Source organism: Lamprocystis purpurea DSM 4197, from assembly GCF_000379525.1.
Lineage (GTDB): Bacteria > Pseudomonadota > Gammaproteobacteria > Chromatiales > Chromatiaceae > Thiodictyon > Thiodictyon purpureum.
Genome location: NZ_KB902463.1, coordinates 1 through 22,388 on the forward strand (window position 1 = coordinate 1; position 22,388 = coordinate 22,388).

19 protein-coding genes and 2 tRNA genes are annotated in these 22,388 nt (G+C 65.4%); 5 read left to right on the forward strand and 16 right to left on the reverse strand.

The genetic code is table 11. The features are described 5' to 3' along the window. On the forward strand, window positions 1-401 hold a 401-nt coding region (locus A39O_RS0109000), incomplete at its 5' end, for a tyrosine-type recombinase/integrase (RefSeq protein ID WP_020504332.1). A gap of 200 nt (window positions 402-601) precedes the next feature. Here A39O_RS0109000 and A39O_RS40620 read toward each other — a convergent pair. From A39O_RS40620 to A39O_RS0109030, 6 genes are all read right to left on the reverse strand, one after another. Continuing rightward, complete coding sequence (locus tag A39O_RS40620; RefSeq protein WP_157639887.1) at window positions 602-763, reverse strand: PDDEXK family nuclease; 162 nt, start codon at window positions 761-763, stop codon at window positions 602-604. 66 nt (window positions 764-829) lie between these two features. Further along, window positions 830-1,768, reverse strand: a complete 939-nt coding sequence (gene hemF, locus A39O_RS0109010) for an oxygen-dependent coproporphyrinogen oxidase (RefSeq protein WP_020504334.1) — start codon at window positions 1,766-1,768, stop codon at window positions 830-832. Window positions 1,769-1,777: 9 nt separating this feature from the next. Beyond that, window positions 1,778-3,079, reverse strand: coding sequence for a citrate synthase (locus tag A39O_RS0109015; RefSeq protein ID WP_020504335.1), 1,302 nt, complete (start codon window positions 3,077-3,079; stop codon window positions 1,778-1,780). Between the two features lie 42 nt (window positions 3,080-3,121). Next, complete coding sequence (locus tag A39O_RS43120) at window positions 3,122-3,256, reverse strand: hypothetical protein (protein WP_281170068.1); 135 nt, start codon at window positions 3,254-3,256, stop codon at window positions 3,122-3,124. A gap of 143 nt (window positions 3,257-3,399) precedes the next feature. Beyond that, window positions 3,400-4,224, reverse strand: a complete 825-nt coding sequence (locus A39O_RS36425) for a tellurite resistance TerB family protein (RefSeq protein ID WP_157639889.1) — start codon at window positions 4,222-4,224, stop codon at window positions 3,400-3,402. Window positions 4,225-4,401: 177 nt separating this feature from the next. Beyond that, window positions 4,402-5,172, reverse strand: coding sequence for a hypothetical protein (locus tag A39O_RS0109030; protein WP_026199261.1), 771 nt, complete (start codon window positions 5,170-5,172; stop codon window positions 4,402-4,404). Window positions 5,173-5,328: 156 nt separating this feature from the next. Between A39O_RS0109030 and A39O_RS0109035 the strand changes: the two genes are divergently transcribed. After that, window positions 5,329-6,267 (forward strand): hypothetical protein, encoded by a 939-nt coding sequence (locus A39O_RS0109035; RefSeq protein ID WP_020504339.1) that lies wholly within the window; start codon window positions 5,329-5,331, stop codon window positions 6,265-6,267. A 14-nt stretch (window positions 6,268-6,281) separates the two neighbouring features. Here the strand turns inward: A39O_RS0109035 and A39O_RS40625 are convergent, their stop codons facing one another. Further along, the gene (locus A39O_RS40625) at window positions 6,282-6,995 is read right to left on the reverse strand and encodes a response regulator transcription factor (RefSeq protein ID WP_020504340.1); all 714 of its coding nucleotides are present in this window, start codon (window positions 6,993-6,995) and stop codon (window positions 6,282-6,284) included. A 154-nt stretch (window positions 6,996-7,149) separates the two neighbouring features. Here A39O_RS40625 and A39O_RS36430 point away from each other — a divergent pair, with 154 nt between their 5' ends. Further along, window positions 7,150-10,839, forward strand: a complete 3,690-nt coding sequence (locus tag A39O_RS36430; RefSeq protein WP_020504341.1) for a PAS domain S-box protein — start codon at window positions 7,150-7,152, stop codon at window positions 10,837-10,839. Between the two features lie 47 nt (window positions 10,840-10,886). Here the strand turns inward: A39O_RS36430 and A39O_RS0109050 are convergent, their stop codons facing one another. From A39O_RS0109050 to A39O_RS0109085, 8 genes are all read right to left on the reverse strand, one after another. Then, the gene (locus A39O_RS0109050; protein ID WP_020504342.1) at window positions 10,887-11,684 is read right to left on the reverse strand and encodes a type III pantothenate kinase; all 798 of its coding nucleotides are present in this window, start codon (window positions 11,682-11,684) and stop codon (window positions 10,887-10,889) included. Continuing rightward, complete coding sequence (birA, locus tag A39O_RS0109055; RefSeq protein WP_020504343.1) at window positions 11,681-12,658, reverse strand: bifunctional biotin--[acetyl-CoA-carboxylase] ligase/biotin operon repressor BirA; 978 nt, start codon at window positions 12,656-12,658, stop codon at window positions 11,681-11,683. Before birA ends, A39O_RS0109050 begins: the two co-directional genes overlap by 4 nt. A gap of 7 nt (window positions 12,659-12,665) precedes the next feature. Beyond that, the gene (locus tag A39O_RS0109060; RefSeq protein ID WP_020504344.1) at window positions 12,666-14,522 is read right to left on the reverse strand and encodes a M61 family metallopeptidase; all 1,857 of its coding nucleotides are present in this window, start codon (window positions 14,520-14,522) and stop codon (window positions 12,666-12,668) included. 112 nt (window positions 14,523-14,634) lie between these two features. Next, on the reverse strand, window positions 14,635-14,934 hold the full coding sequence (locus A39O_RS0109065) for an RNA recognition motif domain-containing protein (RefSeq protein WP_020504345.1): 300 nt from the start codon (window positions 14,932-14,934) through the stop codon (window positions 14,635-14,637). A gap of 121 nt (window positions 14,935-15,055) precedes the next feature. Beyond that, window positions 15,056-16,357 carry a DEAD/DEAH box helicase gene (locus A39O_RS0109070; protein WP_020504346.1) on the reverse strand — a complete coding sequence of 434 codons (1,302 nt, stop codon included), beginning with the start codon at window positions 16,355-16,357 and terminating at the stop codon, window positions 15,056-15,058. 263 nt (window positions 16,358-16,620) lie between these two features. Continuing rightward, window positions 16,621-17,028, reverse strand: a complete 408-nt coding sequence (locus tag A39O_RS0109075; RefSeq protein WP_020504347.1) for an H-NS histone family protein — start codon at window positions 17,026-17,028, stop codon at window positions 16,621-16,623. 404 nt (window positions 17,029-17,432) lie between these two features. After that, a tRNA-Leu gene (locus A39O_RS0109080) sits at window positions 17,433-17,517 on the reverse strand. 77 nt (window positions 17,518-17,594) lie between these two features. Then, window positions 17,595-17,668: transfer RNA gene (locus tag A39O_RS0109085), tRNA-Cys, on the reverse strand. Window positions 17,669-17,945: 277 nt separating this feature from the next. On the opposite strand from A39O_RS0109085, the gene A39O_RS0109090 reads away from it, so the two are divergent. Then, on the forward strand, window positions 17,946-20,669 hold the full coding sequence (locus A39O_RS0109090) for a cation-translocating P-type ATPase (protein ID WP_020504348.1): 2,724 nt from the start codon (window positions 17,946-17,948) through the stop codon (window positions 20,667-20,669). Window positions 20,670-20,719: 50 nt separating this feature from the next. Here the strand turns inward: A39O_RS0109090 and A39O_RS0109095 are convergent, their stop codons facing one another. Next, window positions 20,720-21,673 (reverse strand): hypothetical protein, encoded by a 954-nt coding sequence (locus A39O_RS0109095; protein ID WP_020504349.1) that lies wholly within the window; start codon window positions 21,671-21,673, stop codon window positions 20,720-20,722. Between the two features lie 266 nt (window positions 21,674-21,939). On the opposite strand from A39O_RS0109095, the gene ndk reads away from it, so the two are divergent. Beyond that, window positions 21,940-22,368, forward strand: coding sequence for a nucleoside-diphosphate kinase (gene ndk / locus A39O_RS0109100; RefSeq protein ID WP_020504350.1), 429 nt, complete (start codon window positions 21,940-21,942; stop codon window positions 22,366-22,368). Window positions 22,369-22,388: the final 20 nt, after the last annotated feature.

The following is a 22,388-nucleotide window of genomic DNA, read 5'->3' on the forward strand; positions in this document are numbered from 1 at the left end:
ATGATCGCGACCTGGCGGCAGGGGCGGGCAACGTGTACATGCCGGAGGCCCTCAGCCGCAAATACCCGAGCGCGGCGCGGGAGTGGATCTGGCAGTACGTCTTCCCGAGCAGCCGCCTGGCGCAGGACCCGAAGTCCGGCGTGGTACGCCGACACCATCTGCACGAATCGTCCTTACAAAGCGANATCANGGCGGCCGGGCAGCGGGCCGGTATCCCCAAGCGCATCAACAGCCATGCGCTGCGGCATTCATTCGCGACACACCTGCTGGAGGCCGGCTACGACATCCGCACGGTGCAGGAATTGCTGGGACATGCCGATGTGTCGACGACGATGATTTATACCCATGTGCTCAATCGACCGGGGGTGGTGCCGGTTAGGAGCCCGGTGGATGCCTGGTAGTCTCAGCAAACCGCGGAGCCCGCCGGTGGAACCTCGTGTAGGGTGCCGATCGCGCAGGTCGCCGGTCCGCAGAGCGGCCCCTACAGGTCCCCGGTCCGCACAGCGGACCCTACAGCGGACCGTCCGCGGCCGGCCGGAACGATGATCAAGGCCGACTCTCCGGTGGGGCGGCGATCGAGCGGGCCACCGTGGGTCGGTTCCTAAGCCGGAAACAACCGAGCGACGTCCAGGGTTAGCCCCTCCAGGATACCGTTCCCGGTAATCCGGTCGGCGGCATCGAAACGCTCGCCCGTGGTTGGGCCGGTGTAGATGGTGACCTGCCGCCGCTTTGGATCGACCATCCATACAGGAAAGCGTGGCACGTGGACCTTTCCACCGGGTCAAGGATAGACCAAAGACGGCTTTTGCGTGAGGTGACCGGCTCGCGTTCAACCGGATGTGACCTCCGGCCTCTCCGTCACCCAATCCCGCGGCACCAGAAAGCGCTCGTAGAGTGCCGCCTCCGGACTGCCGGGCTCCGGCCGCCAGTCGTAACGCCAACTGACCTCCGGGGGCATTGACATCAGAATGGATTCGGTCCGTCCGCCGGATTGGAGCCCGAACAGGGTCCCGCGGTCATAGACCAGATTGAACTCGACGTAACGGCCGCGCCGGTATTTCTGGAAGGCTCGCTCCCGCTCCCCATAGGCGCAGTCGCGACGGCGCTCCAGGATGGGCAGATAGCCGGCCAGGTATTGGTCGCCGACCGCGCGCATGAACGCGAAGCACCGGTCGAAACCCCAGGCATTCAGATCGTCGAAAAAAATCCCGCCGATCCCTCGGGGTTCAGCGCGATGCTTCAAGTAGAAATAGTCGTCGCACCACTGTTTGTAGCGCGGATAGACAGACTCACCGAAGGGTTGGCAGACGCTATGGGCGTTGCGGTGCCAATGGATGGCATCGGCGTCGAAGCCGTAATAAGGCGTCAGGTCGAAACCGCCACCAAACCACCAGACCGGCTGCGCACCCGACTGTTCGGCGATAAAAAACCGCACATTCAGATGCGAGGTCGGCACATAGGGATTGCGGGGATGGACCACCAGGGAGACGCCCATGGCCTGGAAGCCCCGCCCGGCCAGGTCCGGACGGTTGGCGGTCGCGGCGGGCGGCAGCCGGTCGCCGAAGACCTGCGAAAAATTGATGCCGCCCTGCTCGAACACGACCCCATCCGCCATCACGCGGGTGCGGCCGCCGCCCCCGCCGGGTCGGTTCCAGGCGTCCTCCCGGAACCGGGCCTGCCCATCCGCCTGCTCCAGGGCCGCACCGATGCGGTCCTGGAGCGCGAGCAGATAGCGCTGCACCGCAGCGCTGTCGGGGGCTTCAGACATGGGCCGCCGTCAGCCCCGCCGCTCCTTCGGGACATAGTCACGCAAGGTCTCGCCGACATAGATCTGACGCGGACGCGCGATCTTGTTGCGCTGGGTCTGATCATGCTCCCACCAGTGCGCGATCCAGCCGGGCAGCCGACCGATCGCGAAGATCACGGTGAACATGTTGGTGGGGATGCCGATGGCCCGCAGGATGATGCCGCTGTAGAAGTCGACATTGGGATAGAGTTTGCGCTCGATGAAATAAGGGTCGGAGAGCGCAATCTCTTCAAGGCGTCGGGCGATTTCCAGCAGCGGATCATCCCCGCTCAATTGCGGCAGGAGACGCTCGGCGACACTCGCCAACATGCGCGCCCGCGGGTCAAAATTCTTGTAGACCCGGTGACCGAAGCCCATCAGGCGCACCTTGCTGTCCTTGTCCTTCGCCAGTTTGACGTATTCCTCCGGGGTCATGTTGCCCGCGTGGATCTGCTCCAGCATGGTCAGCACTTCCACGTTGGCACCGCCATGCAGCGGTCCCCAGAGTGCACAGACGCCGGCCGCGCAGGAAGCGAACAGATTGGCCCCGCTGGAGCCCACCATGCGGACGGTCGAGGTCGAACAATTCTGTTCGTGGTCCGCATGCAGGATCAGGATCAGGTTGAGCGCCTCACGCACCAGTTGGGGGCAGATATACTGCTTGTACGGCTGCGAGAACATCATGTGCATGAAGTTCGGCACGTACTTCAGACTGGGGTCCGGATAGATGTAGGGCAGACCGCGCGATTTGCGGAAGGCGTAAGCCGCGATGGTGCGGATCTTACTGATCAGACGCGCCGCGGCGTGGCGGAACTGGGTCAGATCTTCCAGTTCATGCAACTCCGGGTGGAAACAGGACAGCGCGTTGATCATGGCCGAGAGGATGGCCATCGGCGGAGCGGTGCGCGGGAAGCCCTCGAACTGGTGCTTCATGCCCTCGTCCAGATTCGCGAAGCGCGTCAGATCCGCGGAGAACTCCTCGTACTCGGCCGGTGTCGGCAATTCGCCGAAGATCAGCAGCCAGGCGACATCGGTGAAGGTCGGGCTGCCCGCGAACTGCTCGATGGGGATGCCGCGATAGCGCAGGATGCCCTGTTCCCCATCGATAAAGGTGATCGCACTCTCGCAACTGCCGGAATTGCCGTATCCGGGGTCCAACGTGATATAGCCCGTACGGTCACGCAAGGTACGGATATCGATGGCCCGTTCGTGCTCGCTGCCTTCGACGATCGGCAGTTGATATTGGCTGTCACCCAGGATCAGGGTGGCCTGTTCGGCTTTGCTTTCAGACATCTATGGGCCTCCGGGTTACTGAAGAAACCGCCGCGGCAACGATCATTGACCGGCCTTGTTGGTGATGGAACGGACGAAACCAACGACCTTGTCTTGCCACTGCCTGGCCCACGACGGCTGGGGCAGATTCCAGCCGATAACGATCCCTATAGCGATAAAAAACAACATCGTGATCAAAACCATGTCTCCCAAGTTTGAGGTCGGATAAGGGGTCTGGCCGGGCCGGGTCTTCCGCATCCAAGCACCGCACCGACGGTGGGCGCTCGCGCCGGCCCAGACCGGCACCAGCCGACCTGGACCACTGGAGACACGACAGCGCATCAGGATAGACCGACCGCCTGGTGCATATAGGTCACCGCGGCCGGATCCAGCTTGAGCTTCGCGGCCAGATCGGCCAGGTAATGCCGCTCGGCATCGGTATCGACGGCGATCGTCATCAGGGACGCGGCATAGAGTTGCGCCGCCACCTGTTGGTTGGGCACCGTCCGGGTGAGGGCGTCCAGGTCGATGGGCTTTTGCATCTCCTCGGCGACGAAGCGCTGCTCCTCGGGCGAAATGCCGCCCTCGTTGAGCTTGCCGAGCAAGCGCTGACGCTCCTGTTCGTCGACCTGACCATCCGCCTTGGCGGCGCTGATCATGGCCCGCAGCGTGAACATGGCCACATCCATGACCTGTTGCTGCTCCTGGGCGTTGGCCGGGGCACGCATGCCGGCCAGCACCGCCGTCTGGTTGTCCATGCGGACGTTGGTTGGACCGCCCGCCTGGGCTTGCGCCCCCCCAAACACGCCTTTTGCCATCTCCAGGGCTTGGGCCGCCAGGGTACCGAATACGGCCAGCGAGCCGGCACCGGTGGCCGTGTTGCCGGGGGCCGCCTGACCGCCCAGCACGGCACCGGCCACCTGCTTGAGTATCTCGGTGGGGAAGCCACCCATCGCGGACGTCCCGCCTTGCCCACCCATCATGGCGCCGGCCACCTTGGAGAGCACATCGAACATGCCGCCGCCCGGCGTACCGCCCGCAACGGCGGGCGCGCCGCCGCCCATCTGCCCACCCATGATCTGACCGAGGATGCTGCCCATGCGATCCCCGGCTTGTGGGGACATGCCGGACTGCATCACTGCTCCAAGGATATCGAGCGCATTCATGTGAACTCTCCGATGGGCCGCTGACTGAAGGCGATGTCTGTCGATCGCCTGAGTCCTGTTGTGGATGTTATCGGGTACGCGCACCCGGTACGCGCGCTGAACGCCGGATCGGGTTGCCGTCTGCCGACTCATGGTACCGCGCCGGGAGGCGCCGGGGTACCGTCAGGCACCGCGCCGTCAGGCGTGATCTTCCAGATGAAAACCCAATGACTCCAAGATAACGCCGGTAATGGCTCCACCCAAGAGCCCGCCGAGAAATCCCGGGGGAAGCTCGCGGCGGATTTGACCCAGCAGATCCTGGCTGGTGCCGTCCAGTGCCAAGGTCGGCGCGCCCCCGAGCAGCCACACGCCGGCACCCACCATCGTGGCGATCAGACCAGCCACGACCGCCGCCGACAGACCGGCGGGAAATAACGCGCCGCCGCGGCTGACCAACCAGCGTTCGGAGAGCTCGAACAGGGTTCCCACCAACGCCACCACGCCGGCAGCCAGCACGAAGCTACCCGCGCGGTGGCCGGTCGCGGCGACCAACGCGGCGACGCCGCCACCGGCGATCACCCCCCCGACCAGCCCGGCCAGGGTCCGGGCCAGCGGACGGCCGCCGCCACCCGTCATCCAGGCAAAAAAGCTCCCGCCAGCCAGCCCCGCGACCCCGGCCGCCCCGGCAATCTGGAGCAGCCCCGGATCGTGGCCGAACACGATCAGCGACCCGATAGATGCCAGCACACCCGCCATGGCCCCGGCCAGCGCAACGGGCATCGCGCTGTAGAAGGCGGAGGTCGTCATGGCCGCGGCCGCGGCCGCCACCACCGGCGGCTGCCAGCCGGTCAGCCCCACGACCAACAGCACCTGATGCAGCCCCGCGAACAAGGCGCCAAACAGCCCCCCCGCGAGTCCCCAGGCGAACAAGGCCATCACGATGGCGGTAAACTGGTCTTTGGTTATCATATCGGCTCCGCCGCTGCAGGTGGTGAACACCGCCAGTCTAACAATATCCGGGACGATGCGACGCGCGGACACCGCGCGACCGCAGGCCGCACCGGCAAGCACGCGACGCCAACCTCCGATACACTTGCCCATCCCACTGGCAGCTCATTAAGTCCTATGTCCGAGCCCACGGCCAACGGTACCCGCCGCCTGATCGATGGCGAGATGCGCGTCTACTACGACGGGTACTGGATCAAACATTACGATCCCCCGATCGACACCCTGGAAACGCGCAAGGGTCTGATCCAGGCACTGACCCGGCGCCTCTTCAATCATGTGGAATTCGGGATCAACATCCCCGGCAACCGCCTCGACGCGGCGCGGGCGGCCTACCAGGCCGAAACCGACACCGAGCGCAAGCGCGTCAACGGGGCCATGCTCGCCGGTGCCCTGTTCAACCGCGCGACGGATATCTTCACCTGCCTGGTGGACTTGCAGAGTTCCGGCATCGAGATCACCCCCGACAACACCCTCATGCGCGAGTGCGGGCAGTGCCTGATGGAGGCCCTCGACCTGGGCAAGATGGTGCGCCATCGCGGCGGTGACGAGGGAATCGACGAACTCTGGGGTGAGCCTTTCAAGGCCTACTCGATTCCCATCGAGGCCTTCTATGAAAGCCGTTACCTCAAGATGGCCATGACCATGAGGGACATCGACCGCATCGGTACCGGCCTGAAAGACGCCTTCTCCAACAGCACTCAGATCACCATGATCGCCCCGCGCGTCGACGCCTTGGCCGAGGCCGGCAAGCGCAAGTGCGAAATGCTGCGCACCGACCCGGGGATCTTTCGCGTGTGGCCAAGTTATGTCGTCGCCCGCGAGCGCCTCTGCAACATCCAGCCCCGGTTGCCGGCGGCCCCGGACGCGGCGACCATCCGCGAGGCTCTGGAAGGCGCGCGCCTGATCCGCGAGGGGACCGACCTGGTCACCAACATCGTGCGTGCCCGCGTCCCCATGCCCAAGAGCACACGGGAATTTCTCGACCGGTGCCACCAGTTCCGCCAGGCCCTGAGCCGGGCGTACAGCACCCGGTCAACGCGCCCTCCGAAGTCCTGAATCGCCTACCGGAATCAGCGCTTGGGCCCGGAATCTGCCGGCAGCACGCAGGTGAGCTGATAGCCGACGCCCCGCACCGGCTGGATACATAACCCGGACATGCCGCCCCCTTGAAGCTTGTGCCGGATGTGGCTCATGTGGACATCCGTCGCCCGGTCGTCCGGGGTCCAATACTCGCCGCGGGCCAGGTCGGCCCGATGCACCGGCTCACCCAGGTGGGCGATCAGATAGGCGAGCAGGGACGTCTCCCGCGCGGTGAACTCGATCCGCGCGTCCTCGCCCTCACGGGTCAGGCACCGATTCGCGGTGTTCAGCCGAAAGGGACCGACCGCGAGCACGGGTAGGGCATCCCGCCCGCGCTGACGGCGGCGCAGCACCGCACGCATGCGCGCGCGTAACTCGTCGGGATCGAAGGGCTTCGCCAGAAAGTCATCCGCCCCGGCCTCCAGCCCCGCGACCAGATCGGCCTTACCACCCCGCCCGGTAATGATGATGAGCCCCGTGGAACGGGTGCGCGCCAACTCACGGGCGATGTCCATGCCATCCTCGGCCCCCAGATTCAGATCCAAGAGCACCAGGTCCACATCACCGCGGTTCAACAAATCGATTAATTCGGCGCCGCTAAAGGCCAGGGAAACATCGAAGCCGTCGCTGATCAGGATGCGCTGCAGCCCCCTGGCCAAGGCCACGTCGTCTTCGACGATGATGATACGCGCGCGTTCAGGCATGATAGATCGCACAAACTGCCGGTGGGGAAGCGCCAGTGACTGCCTTCCTGGCGTCCGTTGCCGATCGCGAGGAAGGCAGCGGCGCGTTGTGAACATCCGCAAACCACCGGATGCTCCCGATACTCTAACAAAATTAACGGGGCCTGGATCTCCTATGACGGCGCTCCCTTTCCCCCCCGCCGCGCAAACCGCGGGTCGACGACTGCCGGCGCGCTTGAGCGACCTCGCCCGGGTGGCCGGACTCGCGGCGGCGGCCTTCACCGTCAGCCTCGCGCATCTGCCGGTCGGCTATGGACTGGACCTGGTCTTCGGGTCGGTTTTTGCCATGTTGGCCATCCACTGGCTGGGGACCGGCGCCGGCGTCCTGGTGGCCGCCATCGGCGGGGCATACACGATTATACTATGGCACCACCCCTATGCCTGGCTGATTCTGATCGCCGAGGCCCTGTGCGTGGGTGTGCTGCGCCGCTATCTACGACCACGGGGTGAAGTGTTACCCCTGGCTGCCGCGGACGGTATCTACTGGCTGGTGCTCGGCATGCCCCTGGTGGCCCTGAGCTACGGCGGACCGCTTGCCATGACCGGCACCGAGGTGGCCCTGGTGGCGTTCAAACAGGCCATCAACGGGGTACTCAACGCCGCGCTCGCCGGCGCGATCGTACTCAGCATCCAGTTACTGCGGCGGCGAGCCGTCACGGTACCCATCGGCGAGATCCTGTTCACCTCCATGGTGCTGGCTGTCCTGGTTCCGGCATTGAGTGTCTCGATCTTCCAAATCCGCCGCCTGACCGATGCTATGGAAGCGGAGGCGTCCGACACCTTGACCCTGGCCAGTCGACTCGCCGCCGCACGTTTCAACCGGCCCGACCCACCGCCGACCCTCGCCGCGGCACGGGCCGAACTGCCGGGGCTCATCGAGCAAATCCATTGGCTCTTGCCCCAGGCCGGCGGGATCACGATGACCCTCTTGCCGGCTCCGGATCACCCGCCATCGGCAGCGCCCGACCGCATGATGGCGCAGCACTCGGCAACCGAGCCGAATCTCCAACCGGCGACCGGCCCGCGGCTATCGCGCATGGCGCGTTTCCGTAAAGGCCGTTTCCAGCAGCGCGCCGACCTGACCCTGGCGGGTGTACCGATCCAACTGGTCTCGGATCTCACCGCAACCTGGGCGGTGGAAGCCTTGCAGCGAGTGCAGCTTAGCGTGTTCCGCCAACTCAGTACCATCCTGGTGCTCGCCCTGATCGGTGCTTTCGTCTTCAGTCGGCGCATCGGCCGGCCCATTGCCGCGCTGGCCGCCATTGCCAGCCGCCTGCCCGCCCAACTGGACCGACCGGAGCATGATGTTGCGCCGCAGCCCAGCCGGCTGCGGGAAATCGCCGAGTTCAGTGCCGCCTTCACCCGCATGGAAGCGGCCCTGCGGGCCGACATCAAGGCCCGGCAGGAGAGTGAACGCGAACTGCGGCACAGCGAGCGACGCCTGGCGCGCGCCCAACGGGCGGGTCGCGTTGGCGTCTGGGAGTTGGACATCGCCACCAGCACCGTCTGGTTCTCCGACGAGTCCCTGCGTCTCTTTGAACTCCCGCCGGATCAGGCCCTGGTGGATTACGCGGTCGGCGCCGCCGTGGTCCACCCCGAGGATCTGCCGGGCATGGAAGCCGCCATCACCCAGACCCTCGCCGAGCGGCGTCCCTACCACTTGGTCCTGCGTTTACGATTTGCCGACAACCGGGTGAAGCATACGAGTGTCGATGCTGAACCGGTCGACGACGCGGGGATCATCCGCATCATCGGCACTATCCGCGACATCACCGCCGAACAGTTGGCGGAGCACGTGCTGGCGCAGAGCGAGGCACGCTTCCGGGCGGTCTTCGAGCAGGCGCCGATCGGCATGGCCATCGTCGGACCCGACCGGCGCCCGCAATTTACCAATCCCGCCCTGGAGCAGATTCTCGGACGCGACGCGGCGACCATCCAGACCCTGCGTTTCGACGACTTCACCCATCCGGAAGACCTCGACACCGACCTGTGTCTGTTCCAGGAACTGCTGGCCGGCAAGCGTGCCAGTTATCGCATGACGAAGCGCTATCTGCGGCCCGACGGCACCCTGGTGTGGGGTGACCTCAGCGTGGCCCTGCTGCCGGCGAGCGATGGCGGGGCACCGCTGCCACTCGGCCTGGTGCAGAACATCACCGAACAGCGCCTCGCCGAGCAGGCGCGGGCCACGGCGGAACAGGCGCTGCAACGTTACAGCGCGAAGCTCGAAGCATTTTCGGAGCTGACCACCCGCTACCAGCCGCCCGCGCAGCACCTGCCGGCACTCCTGAGCTACGGTTGCCAATCACTCGGGGTTGGACTCGCGGCCCTCGCCGAGGTCCGCGATCGACACTATCGCGTGCTCGTCGCGGTGGGTGACACGGCGGCCGACAGCAGTGGCGCGGCAGGACCGGTGCTCGCCGACGACCTGGCCGCCAACCCATCGCCAATGCCGCAACATCCGGTCTTCGGCGCGGACCTCGCGTTCCTGACCCGGATGGATCTGACCTGGAGCGACGCCGAGGGCGTTGTTCACCACGGCCTCCTCGACCTCGCCGACCGCACCGCCGCGCCGCATCTGGGTCAACCGGAACAGCAGATTCTGACGCTGATGACCCAGCGCATCAGCGCCAACCTCCGCGAACAGGCGGTGCTCGATGGTCTCCTGCAAGCACGCCAGCGTGAGGTCATCGGTCACCTGGCCGCCGGGGTGGCCCACGACTTCAACAATGTGCTGGGAGTGATCGGCAGCAATCTGCACTACCTGAAACATCTATTGTCCGCCGCGGCGGACACGGGTGAAGCGCAGGAGGTGCTTGCCGAGACCGAGGCCGCGATCGCTCAAGCCAAGGTCGTCACCTCCGGCCTGCTCTCGCTGGGACGCGGCGAGGAGGTCAGTGTCGATCCCTGTCCGCTCGGCGAGTTGGTGCAAGACTTCGCACCCGTGATCCAGCGCCTGCTGCCGCCGCGGATCGCACTGACCCTGGACCTGACGCCGGGGATCAGTGTGTTATCAAACCCCGCCTTACTCCAGGCCGCCCTGCTCAACCTCGCACTCAACGCGCGCGATGCCATGGGGGCCGCCGGGCAGTTGACGATTCGCGTCACCGCCCAGCCGACCGCGGGCAGCGCGGTGACCGGCTCAAGCGTCGACGACCTCGCCGGTTATGGGGAATTATGCGTCATGGATACCGGGGTGGGCATGACGCCGGCCGTCCGCGCCCGTCTGTTCGAGCCGCTGTTCTCCACCAAGGCACGCGGTCGCGGTACCGGTCTCGGGCTCTTCATGGTGCAGGAGTTCGCCCGGCACAGCCACGGCGCGGTTCAGGTCACCTCGGCACCGGGCGAGGGGACCCGCGTTCAGCTCCGGCTGCCATTGTCCTCGCCCAACCGGACCGCGGCCCATGGCGCCAAGCAGGGTCGCGTCGAGTCGGGCGCCGGAGCGCCCGAGATCTTGCTGGTGGACGACGAGCCCCTGGTCTGCAAAGCGCTGCGCCGTCCATTGGAGCAGGCCGGTTACCGCATCCGGGAAGCCGTGGACGGCGCCGACGCGCTCGACCGGCTAGCCGATGAACCGGCCATTGCCCTGGTGCTGTCGGACATTGCCATGCCCCGCCTGGACGGCCTCGCACTGCATCGCACGCTCTGCCGTCACCGACCGGAACTTCCGGTGATCCTGATGAGCGGCGACCCCGCGGCGACCGCGGACGCGCGCGCCCGTGACCCGACCCTGCGGATTCTGAGTAAACCGATCGACACCCAAGCGCTGTTTGCCCTGCTCCGCGACATTTTGGGGGCTCCTGAGTAACGCGTCGGAAACAAGTGAAACAACGACCGAGACGCCAAAGGAGTCCCCTAATGGACCGGAGCCTGACCAACCTCAAGGACAGGAGGCGGATCCTGTGCCAGGCGCGCAAGCCCCCGCAGCACCAGGTCCGGCACCAACGCGAGTGGGCGCCCGATCCATGGGCTGATCCGCGCACCGTCGCCCCCGGTCACCAGTAAGGCCGGGGCAATCGCCGCCGGCCCCTGGTATTCAGCGGCCAGCCGCTCAGCCAGGCGATCGTGCAGACGCTCGGCCAGGGCCGCCAGCGCATGCAGACCGCCGGTCGCAACCGCGGCGCCGGTGTCACTGGCCCAGGGATCGGACACGGGGACCAGATCACCACGCGGAATCTGGGTCCCGGCCAGCAGGCTGTCGCACATCATCTCCACACCGGGCAGGATCAAACCGCCCAGGTGATGGCCTCCTGGAGCCAGGAGGTCATAGGTCGCGGCGGTACCGGCATCGAGGATCAGCGCCGCCCCGGCCCCGCGCTCATGCGCGGCCAGCAGGGCCAGCCAACGATCCACCCCCAGCCGGGCGGGCTCCGGATAGGCGACCCGCAGGCCCAGATAGCCTTGGCGCACGGCGGCGAACTCCGCGTCCAGCCCCCAATAGGCGCGGACCACCCGCGCCGTGGCGCGGCCGACCCGATCCCCGCCGACATTCGCGATCAGGACCCGCTCCGGCGGATCCAGCGTCTCCCACGCGGCCAGCAAATCCAGCGGCACGCCCCGGCCATGCCGCACACCCTGCATCGGACCGAGCCCGGCGGCGTCATGCAGCGCCCAGTGCAGGTTGGTGTTGCCGATATCGATCAACAGATTCATAGACGTAGACTGACCTCGCCCGCATGCAGACACAAACGGCCAGCGGGGGTATCGAGGCGCAGGGCGCCGTCCGGCGCGATACCGGCATAGGTGCCCGCGATGACCCGGTCGCCGAGCTGCACCTGCACCCGCTGCCCACGCAGCAGGTCGTAGCGCTCCCACTCGGCGAGAAAGGGACGCAGGCCAACCTGGCCGAAGCGCTCCAGCATCTCCAACAGGGCATCGATCAGCGCCGCGGCCAGGACATTGCGTTCCGGCGGCCGACCATCCAGCGCCTGAAAAAGATCGACCCAGGGCTGGTCGATGGCACGTCCCTGGTCAGCCTCCATGCGCAGGTTGACGCCCAGGCCGACCACCAGATGACTCGGCCCCTGCGCTTCCCCGACCACCTCGAGCAGCAGCCCCCCGAGCTTGCGCCCCCGCCACAGCAGATCATTGGGCCATTTCAGCCCCACCTCGGCCAACCCGAGCCGCTGCAGCGCCGCGGCGACTGTCACCCCCGCCGCCAGGCTCACCCCGCCCAGCGCGGCCGGCCCTGCCGGATAACGCCACAGGACCGAGAGATAGAGGTTGGCGGCGAAGGGCGACACCCAGGTCCGACCGCGCCGCCCCCGCCCCGCGGTCTGCCGTTCGGCCAGACACACGCTTCCCGCCGGTGCCCCCGCGGCCGCCTCCGCCAGGAGGCGCAGATTGGTGGAATCGATCTGTGGCAGGACTTCGAGACGGCTGAGGCGCGCCGCGGCGGCCGTCGGCAGGGCGCGGAGTAACCGCTCGGGCTCCAGTAACTGCAACGGAACCGCCAGCCGATAGCCGCGCCCCGGCGCGCGCTCGACGACCAGATCGAGTTGCCCGGCCACCTTGGCCAACGCCTTCCAGACCGCCGTGCGGCTGATCCCGAGCCGCCTGGCGATCAACTCCCCGGAGTGATAGTCACCATCGGCAAGCACGCGGATCAGGTCGAGACCCCGCTGCATCACCGACTCACACCAGACTCGCGAGCCACGCGGTCCGCGCCCGCAGCACCGCGTCCGGGACCGCATCGATCAACATCAGCTCACAGGTATCGGCGGCCGCCGGTTGCGGGCAGGCCGTCAACTCCAGCAACTCGTTGCGACGAAAGCAATGCAGTCGAATCGGCATCGGCGCACCGTGCCGGTCCTGGGTCGCGGCCACCAGGCGCTCGAGATTCTCGGCCGTGGCGCGCAGTCCGTTTACCGCCACCACCTGATCCCCTGGTGCCAGCCCGGCACATTCACCGGCGCCGCCGGAGAGCACGTGCGCCAGCACGGCCTCCGGACCGCCGTTGCGCAGCCGCACGCCCAGAGTCGGCTGGACCTGAATCGGTTCGAAGCATGCGACACAGCCCCCCTGGTCCTTGGGACCGATCGCGGGCCGCAGCCGCATCAGGATGCCCACGGAGGCCAACAGGGAGATCAGGTCCAAGTCATCGGTGGAGTCCAACGCCTGAGCGAAAAAGTCGCCGAGATCGAGCCCGGAGACCTCCACCGCGAGCGCCTCGAACCCCCGCTCCGGCACCCCGAGTCCAGTACGGCCGTGGCGCACCCAGAGCGCGCGCATCACGTCGTCCAACGCCACCCGTCCGCCGGTCTCCCGGCGGATGGTCAGATCGAGGGCGAGTGCGACCAGCGCACCCTTGGCGTAGTAACTGATGATGGCGTTGGGTGCATTCTCATCCTGCTTGTAAAACTTGGTCCAGGCATCGAAGCTCGATTCAGCCAAGGTCTGTACCAACCGGCCCGGGGTTCGCATCACCCGGGTCACATTTTCCGCGAGCGATTGCAGATACGCGGTCGGTTCAATGCAGCCGGCGCGAATCAAGGCCAGATCGTCATAGTAGGACGTGATGCCCTCGAAGACCCACAGCAGCCGGGTATGGATCTCCATGGTCAGGTCGGCAGTCAGCATACAGAGTGGTTGGATGCGCTTGACATGCCAGAGATGGAAGTACTCATGGCTGCACAGACCAAGAAAACGCTGGTAGCCTGCGGTGAGTGCCGACTCGCCGGGACTCGGCAAGTCGTCCCGCGTACACAGCAGACTGGATGAAAAACGGTGCTCCAGCCCGCCGTAACCCTCACTCGCCGCAACGGCCAGAAACAGGTAACGGTCGATTGGGAGTTCGCCGAACAGGGCGGCATGCTGGTCGCAAATGCGCTCCAGGTCACGCTGGAGCCGCGCGAAGTCGCAGCGCTGTCGGCCGCTCACGGCGAATCGATGAGGCACAGCGCGGACGTCAAAAGAGGTGAGATCGAACTGCCCCATTTCCACCGGGTGATCGATCAGATCGGCGTAATCGTCCGCCTGATAGGCCCCGAAACCCAGGGGTTCCGCTGCGAGGGGTCTCAGGCTGGTCGCCAGGCGCCAGTTGAGGCTGGCGTCCGCCGGCGGGGGAAGCAAGTCGATGCGGCAGGGTAAGTGTTCACAGCCGCGGACCTGCAACAATAGACTCGGTCCATTGAAATAGGCACGCGTGCGGTCGAGGTAGGCCGCGCGGACCGAGAGGTCCCAGGCGTACACTTGATAGCTGACGATGAGCGGCAGTGTGAGCGCATCACCCGACGTCAACGCCCAGGTTTGTTTGTCCTGCTTGAGGATCGGGATCATCCGTCCGTGGCTGTCGACCGCGGTGATCCGCACGAGATGACGTGCGAAATCGCGGATCATGTAGCTGCCCGGACACCAAGCCGGCAGTGCGAGCAGCAGGGTACCGGCCGGAGGTTGGGCAATATGCAGTTCGACACCAAACAAATGGGCTGCGGGCTGCGCCGGACATACCCGATAGGTCAATTGAAATGAGGCGGCGTCGGGGCTCAACATACAGACGCGCCGCAAGTGCTGATCGCGCTACAGCAGTCCAAAGGCAAGGCCCCAGGCAGTGGAGGTCACGGACATCGAAAGCCGGGGCGCGGAGCCCCGGCTCATACGGCATCTACCAACGCGGACCACGGCCCCCGCCGCCGCCCCCGCCGCCGCCGGACGGACGCTCACCGCGCGGCTTGGCCTGGTTGACCTTGATGTTGCGGCCCTTCAGCGGAGTCTCGTTCAGAGCCTTGATGGCGGCGTCGGCCTCCGCATTGTTCGGCATCTCAACGAAGCCAAACCCCTTGGAATCGCCGGTGAACTTGTCGGTGATCAGATTGACGCTGGAGATGTCGCCGTAGGCGGCGAAGGCGTCGCGCAGATCGTCTTGAGTCACGGAGTAGGCCAGGTTGCCAACATAGATATTCATCGTTCAACAATTCCGTCAATGTGCATTGAAGAGAAAGAGAGAACGGTCGAATGATCAATGCACAACTGATTCGACAGTCTTTGTCCCCAACCGTTGGGGCGAAGATTTTCCGGCAATCGTCTCAGCGCCCGCGTGCCGGCGGTGCGGCACGTCGGCTGCGCGGCGCCGACCTCCCGGCCAGACCCGGACCCGGACGCGGCTGATCCCCGCGTCCGACGTGACGCCGCGGCGGCACGCCGCTCGGGCGCGCGCCGGAGCGATCGTCATCCGCCGCCGACTCGACTGAACCCGCCGCGGAGGGCTCGAAACCGGCGACCGGGGTCAAGGGAATCTCCCGGCGCAGCAGGCGCTGTATCCCTTTGAGGAGCGCCTGTTCGTCGTGACTGACGAGCGATAAAGCGGCGCCGCCGGCGCCGGCACGACCCGTTCGCCCAATCCGATGCACATAGTCCTCGGCCACGTTCGGCAATTCAAAATTGACCACTTGGGGCAAATTCACGATATCCAAGCCGCGCGCGGCAATATCGGTGGCGACCAGTGCCCGAACCGAGCCATTCTTGAACTCATCGAGCGCACGGGTGCGGGCCGACTGACTCTTGTTGCCGTGGATCGCCGCGGCGGTAATCCCATCCTTAACCAGATGTTCGGCAAGCTTATTCGCACCGTGTTTAGTGCGGGTGAAGACCAACACCTGCTCCCAGCCCTCGCGGTGGATCAGATGAGCCAATAAATCGCGCTTGCGCTGTTTATCGACCGGATGCGCGGACTGTACGACGGCCTCTGCGGCCGTGTTGCGTCGTGCCACGTCGACAATTTTCGGGTGCCTCAGCAAGCCGTCGGCGAGCCGTCGGATATCGTCCGAATAGGTCGCGGAGAACAGCAAATTCTGCCGCCGCTCGGGGATCAGCTTCAGGATCCGTTTGATGTCGTGGATGAAGCCCATATCGAGCATCCGATCCGCTTCATCCAGCACCAGGATTTCAACTCGCGACAGATCCACGGTCCGACGGCCGGCATGATCGAGCAGGCGCCCAGGCGTCGCAATCAGAATATCGACACCGCGTTGCAGCCGGTCAATTTGCGGCTGCATGCCGACCCCGCCAAACACAATGGCAGAGCGTAGCGTCAGGTGAATCCCGTAAGCGTGCACGCGTTCACCGACCTGAGCCGCCAGTTCGCGGGTGGGTGTCAGGATGAGCGCGCGCGGGTGGCGCTGCGGATGCCCTTGATCGGCAAGCCGCTGAAGTAATGGGAGGACAAAGGCCGCGGTCTTGCCGGTGCCGGTTTGAGCGCCGGCGAGGAGATCGTGTCCGGCGAGTATCTCGGGAATGGCTTGCGCCTGGATCGGCGTTGGCCGGCCGTAACGCTGTGACGCCACAGCGCGCAGCAGATCGGCCCGTAAGCCGAGCGAATCAAAAGACATGAAGGCTCCGTGCCTGCTTGAACAGGCAGCCTGCCCAGGGTACCTGGGAGCGGCCTAGGCATCGACACAAGTATAAGGATAAACGTATATTCGAGGATGATGCCTGAAGGTCGAGGAGTCAGCCGCGATTCGGAAGCATCGGCGCACCGATGCTGAGTCTGAATTCTAGACACGTACGCAAAAAAAATCCAGCGATATTTGTTGAGAATCCGGAGAAAACGATCTCCGGATTGCTGTTGGCAGCGTGCCGACGAACGGCGCGATCAGGCCTCGACGGCCTGCAGATAATTCGCCTTGAACGCCTCACGATCCGCCTTGACGGACGAATCGTAGCCCTGCTCCTGCATCTTCTGCTTCATCCAGCCCGGCAAGACACCACGCACATAGACGTTCGCCGGGTTTTCCGGATCGACATAACGCGTGTAGTCACGTCCGCTGGTGGCGGGGCGTGCTGCTGCCGCGGTACCACGACGGCGCCGGGCCGTGATCAACGGCAAAATCTCGTCGAGCTCATAGCCGTTCTGCGTGATCAACTCCCTGACCTGCGCCACCACGCCATGCTTCGCCTCTTGCCGCCGGGTCACCAATGCCCGCTGCAATTCCGCCTTATTTTGCTCGATCGTCTCGAGCTGCTGCTGGATCTCATCGACGCTAAGGTTAGCGTATTCCACGTGATATACCTCCGATCTGATAGTGCTGAGTCAGGGTGCGCAAACTTGACGCGCGCATCTTATAATTTATTCGTTTTCGAATGGATGTCAAGTGATCGAGTGAAAAAACATGGACGATGGGTTCGCGCCGGGAGCACCGCATGACGGACAGTCGAGTTCACCGCCCGCGATGGCATTGACGCAATACACCGTGGCCGCAATATCCCCGCGAACCGCGGTCGCTCAAATCCCCCGCGGTCCGAGCGCATAATGCCCGTGGCGCGGCGCGGCGAGCCCATCACGCCGAGTGATGCATGAACGACGACATAATTGAAGCGCCGGACCCGAGAACCGGCCGGCGCGGTCAGAGCAAAAAACGTGGGGACGATCGAACGTCCGGTCGCGGTGCGCAATTGGCGCCTGATTGGTGCCCGGGGCGGGACTCGAACCCGCACGCCTCACGGCGAGGGATTTTAAGTCCCTTGCGTCTACCGATTTCGCCACCCGGGCAGAGGGAGAAAAGGGCTCGTGATGCCGCAAACGAGCGGAACCAGAAACCACCAGGAGCCAATTGCGGGAGTTGAAGATGGAGGCTGAGCCCGGAATCGAACCGAGGTACACGGCTTTGCAGGCCGCTGCATAACCACTCTGCCACTCAGCCCAAGCAGCGAACGATAGCAGATGTCATCAAGGTTGTCACCAGCCTGGATCGATTTTCGGGATCGATTTTCGCGAAACCCGAATACCCGGCACGCGGATGGATGCGCTTATCCTGACCGCACTCCCAACCCCGCGACCGCGTTTGCCTGCGGCGGCGACGGCGACCGCGGCGCCTGGCATGATAGCGCGTGATGGGGCACGCTGCTCACGGCCGCCCACCCCTGCTACCATGCAACCCCAATCCCCGCGCCGTACTAACCCGCTCCCAAGGGACCTTTATGGTAAGCCAACCAACCTGGCACCAGCGATCGATCGACGAGACCCGCGTCGCGTTGTCCACCACCACCGACGGCCTGTCCAGCGAGGAGGCGGCATCGCGATTCGCCGCGACCGGACCGAACGAATTGCCGGGCATCAACCGGATCTCCCCGTGGGCGATCTTAGGCGCGCAATTCCAGAACGTCCTCATCTTGATTTTATTGGCCGCGGTGGGCCTCTCGGCCTTCCTCGGCGAAGTCCTGGAGGCCGTGGTCATCGCCGTCATCGTGCTGTTCGCGATCCTGCTCGGGTTCGTACAGGAGTACCGGGCCGAACGCGCCATGGAGGCGTTGCGGCGCATGGCGGCACCCACCGCCAAGGTGCTGCGCAATGGGCGGGAACTGACGATCCCCGCCCGCGAGGTCGTGCCGGGCGATCTGGTTCTGCTTGGTGTCGGTGATCGCATTCCGGCCGACCTGCGACTGATCGAGGCGGTGAATCTCCGGATGAACGAGGCCTCCCTGACCGGCGAATCCAATCCGGTCGAAAAGCGCGTGGCGCCCCTGACGGATGCGTCGCTCGCCGTGGGCGATCGGGTCAACCTGGCCTATGCGGGAACCGATGTCAGCTATGGCCGCGGTCGCGGCCTGGTCATCGCCACCGCGCTGCACACCCAGTTCGGCCAGGTGACCAAGATGCTGGCGGGGGTCGAACAGGTCCGCACCCCGCTGCAACAGAATCTGGACCGGGTGGGCCGGGTCCTCGCCATTGCCGCCGGGATCATCGTGGTCCTGATCGCCGGGCTGGGGTGGCTGCGCGGCGAACCGCTCCTGGAGATGGTCATCTTCGGCGTTGCACTCGCCGTGGCCGTGGTCCCCGAGGCCCTGCCGGCGGTGGTCACGATCTCGCTGGCCATCGGCGTCCAACGCATGGTGAAACGCCACGCCCTGGTGCGCCGCCTGCCCACGGTCGAGACCCTGGGCAGTACCTCGATCATCTGTGCAGATAAGACGGGCACGCTCACCCGCGACCAGATGACCGTACGGGAGATCTGGATGGAGGGGTGCCGCTGTACCCTCACGGGCAGCGGCTATGCGCCTACAGGGGACTTGACACTGACCACGGACGGCCCGAATGAGCGCGCGCTGCTCGGCTACCTGCTGAGCGCCGCCGCGCTCTCATGCGACGCCCACCTGGAACTGGAAGACGGGGCCTGGCAGCTGTCCGGGGATCCGACCGAGGGGGCGCTGATCGTAGCGGCAGCCAAGGCCGGACTCGACCCGAACCGCCTGCAGGCGCGGGCCCCGCGCGTCGATGAGATCCCCTTCAGTTCCGAACGCAAACGGATGACCACCCTGCATCGGACGGCCGGCGGGGTGGTCGCCTTCTCCAAGGGCGCCACTGAAATCCTCCTGGCCGACTGTTCCCACCTGGCCAGCCCGACCGGACTCCTGGTGCTCGATGACACCGCCCGTGAGCGGATCAACGCCGCGACTTTGGCGATGGCGCAACAAGCGCTGCGAGTGCTGGCGATCGCCTACAAGCCGGAGGCCGCGCGGGCGGATGCCGAACGCGCCATGATCTTTGCCGGCCTGATCGGGATGATCGACCCGCCGCGACCCGAGGCACAGCCCGCCATCGCGGCCTGTAAGCGCGCGGGCATCCGCGCCGTCATGATCACCGGCGACCATCCGGACACCGCCGCGGCCATCGCCCGTGAACTCGGGATACTCGGTAACGGACGGGTCGTCATGGGTGCGGAACTGGACGCCATGAGCGACGCCGAACTCGCACGCCAGGTCGCGGACATCGAGGTTTATGCGCGAGTCTCGCCGGAGCACAAGTTGCGGGTAGTGACTGCTTACCAGGCACAAGGACAGGTCTGCGCCATGACCGGCGACGGGGTGAACGACGCACCCGCCCTCAAGAAGGCGGATATCGGAATCGCCATGGGCGTCACCGGGACCGATGTCAGCCGTGAGGCCGCGGACATGACGCTGACCGACGATAACTTCGCGAGCATCGTCGGCGCCGTGGAAGAGGGCCGCGGAATTTTTTCCAACATCAAGAAATACTTGATGTACCTGCTATCATCGAATATCGGCGAAATCGGACTCATGGCCGTGGCCACCCTGGCCGGGATGCCGCTGCCCCTGTCCGCGGTCCAGATCCTCTATGTGAACCTGGCCACCGACGGCCTTCCGGCGCTGGCCCTGGCGTTCGATCCGCCGGAATCCGATTTGATGCAGCGACCACCCCGCGACCGTCAGACCGGAATTTTCACCAAGCCGGTCGTCTTGTTGATGCTGGTTGGCGGGATCTGGTCAACGCTGGTCAACGTCGCGCTATTCGCCTGGGAGCTGCACTTGGGCGCAACCGCGGGGCTCGACTCCGCGGTGACCCTGACCCGCGCCATGACCATGGCCTTCCTGTCGCTGGTCCTGATCCAGTTCTTCAAAGCCTACAGTTTCCGTTCCGACCGCGACTCGGTGTTCATCCGACCCTTCGCCAACCGCTGGCTCAACCTGGCCATCCTCTGGGAACTGACGCTCCTGCTGCTCGTCATCTACGTACCGGCACTGTCCGCAGCCTTCGGCACCTATCGACTCACCGGCACCGACTGGCTGGTGGTCACCGCGGCGGCAGCCACCATCATCCCCGTGCTGGACCTCACCAAATGGCTGATTCGAAGATACTTCCCGTTGAGCGCCGGGAGTCCATCAGGGGTCTCGTGGGCGCCTTGAACCGGAGTGAATCAGCCGCCGGCCGCGTACGTCCGGCCGGTTGGCGTGAGTCAGAACGCCGCGATGAAACGCTCCACAAAACGATCGTAGTCCGCTTCGGGCAACTGATTGATGCCCGCCGCGGCCTTGCGGCCGCCACCGGTCGCGAATTGGCGGCAGAGCACATCAGCGCCCTCCGGACGCGTCACCGGAGCCCGCACGCTGACCACGAAACCGCCGGCGGGTAACCGCGTCAGCAGCGCCTGGGCGCACTCCGGCGACGCTTGCGCGAGCTCATTGGCAAGGACGCCGCTGGCACGACGCGCCCAGGGATCGACGGGGAGGATGTAGAGCCGATGACGCTCGCCCGCCACGGTCGGCGCGGTACCCCGTGCCCGCGCCATATCGTCGGCGTAACCGTCACTCAAGGCGCGGAAGGCGGAGTCTTCATTGATGAAATCCAGCGGATTGACGTAAGGATGGAGCCGACGGTAAAGATCATCAGGAGCGAAATGCAGGTCGGCGACCTCGGCCCCGTAACCATTGTAATTGATATAAATCCCAAGCTCACGCAACTGGGCCAGCGCGGGCGGGGCGAGTTCGAGCGGCAGCGCCGCCCGGTAGGCAGCGGCATCGAAGTTGTCGCCGAAGGTGCCGACGACCGCCCAAGCACGGAAACGTCCGTCGAGAAACTCATCCACCAGCAGACAGGTGCCCTTATCGGGCAGGGTCTCGATGTGGCAGTCAAATCCGGGGTGACTGGGAATCTCGCCGGGAAAATGGTGATCGAAATAGCGCACCTGGACCTCGGCGGCCAGCAGGCGATCGAGTGCCGCACGGTTGGTATCGAGTGAAATATCAAGCACCGTCACCCGGTCGCCAGGGCCGGCGGTCACCCGCTCCAGCAGCGCGATCTCACGCTTGACACCGGTCACCAGGGTACTGTCGAGCGGCTCGGCGAGCCGCAGTTGCTGGAGGGCGCAGATGCCGTCCGCGTCGCCGTTGAAGACATCGAATTCAGTCATGGATCACCTTTTAGAGAGACTGTGAGATACTGTTTGGACTGTCCGGGGTTCACTAAGCACTGGTTCGCTGCCCCCCGGAGACGGGACCCCGATCCGGCGGGCAACGCCCGGCATTGCCGGACACTCCCCCTTGCCGTTAAACTTCGCGGCTACCCTCAAGCTGGTCCGCCGGGGCGTCGGTCGTCGCCAGGTGGCGTCGCGCCGCTGCGACAGACCGCTATTATCATCCCGGAAGCGCACCGCCGCACCCCATCCTGGAGCCTCAGATGTCCGTCGAACGCACACTCTCGATCATCAAACCCAATGCCGTTGCCAAAGATGCCATCGGCGCCATCCTCGGTCGTTTCGAGGCCGCCGGACTGCGTATCGTCGCCGCCCGGATGCTGCACCTGAGCACCGAACAGGCGTCCGCGTTTTACGCGATCCATCAGGGCAAACCGTTTTTCGACGAACTCGTGGGGTTCATGACCTCCGGTCCGGTCATGGTCCAAGCCCTGGAGGGCGAGGACGCGGTCGCCAAGAATCGTGAGATCATGGGAGCGACCAACCCGGCCAACGCGGCACCCGGTACCATCCGCGCCGACTTTGCCGACTCCTTCACGGAAAACGCGGTCCATGGCTCGGACGCCCCGGATACCGCGGCCGTGGAGATCGCGTTCTTCTTCCCGGAAGGCATCTGCCCGCGGACCCGCTGACGGCAGCCGGAACCTCGCGG

Coding starts and splice junctions, on each gene's coding strand:
- A39O_RS0109095 (WP_020504349.1), bottom strand. CDS start 21,673: ATGACTGAATTCGATGTCTTCAACGGCGACGCGGACGGCATCTGCGCC.
- A39O_RS0109090 (WP_020504348.1), top strand. CDS start 17,946: ATGGTAAGCCAACCAACCTGGCACCAGCGATCGATCGACGAGACCCGC.
- A39O_RS36425 (WP_157639889.1), bottom strand. CDS start 4,224: ATGAATGCGCTCGATATCCTTGGAGCAGTGATGCAGTCCGGCATGTCC.
- A39O_RS0109050 (WP_020504342.1), bottom strand. CDS start 11,684: ATGAATCTGTTGATCGATATCGGCAACACCAACCTGCACTGGGCGCTG.
- A39O_RS0109035 (WP_020504339.1), top strand. CDS start 5,329: ATGTCCGAGCCCACGGCCAACGGTACCCGCCGCCTGATCGATGGCGAG.
- hemF (WP_020504334.1), bottom strand. CDS start 1,768: ATGTCTGAAGCCCCCGACAGCGCTGCGGTGCAGCGCTATCTGCTCGCG.
- birA (WP_020504343.1), bottom strand. CDS start 12,658: ATGCAGCGGGGTCTCGACCTGATCCGCGTGCTTGCCGATGGTGACTAT.
- A39O_RS0109030 (WP_026199261.1), bottom strand. CDS start 5,172: ATGATAACCAAAGACCAGTTTACCGCCATCGTGATGGCCTTGTTCGCC.
- A39O_RS36430 (WP_020504341.1), top strand. CDS start 7,150: ATGACGGCGCTCCCTTTCCCCCCCGCCGCGCAAACCGCGGGTCGACGA.
- A39O_RS0109015 (WP_020504335.1), bottom strand. CDS start 3,079: ATGTCTGAAAGCAAAGCCGAACAGGCCACCCTGATCCTGGGTGACAGC.
- A39O_RS0109065 (WP_020504345.1), bottom strand. CDS start 14,934: ATGAATATCTATGTTGGCAACCTGGCCTACTCCGTGACTCAAGACGAT.
- A39O_RS0109070 (WP_020504346.1), bottom strand. CDS start 16,357: ATGTCTTTTGATTCGCTCGGCTTACGGGCCGATCTGCTGCGCGCTGTG.
- ndk (WP_020504350.1), top strand. CDS start 21,940: ATGTCCGTCGAACGCACACTCTCGATCATCAAACCCAATGCCGTTGCC.
- A39O_RS40625 (WP_020504340.1), bottom strand. CDS start 6,995: ATGCCTGAACGCGCGCGTATCATCATCGTCGAAGACGACGTGGCCTTG.
- A39O_RS0109060 (WP_020504344.1), bottom strand. CDS start 14,522: ATGTTGAGCCCCGACGCCGCCTCATTTCAATTGACCTATCGGGTATGT.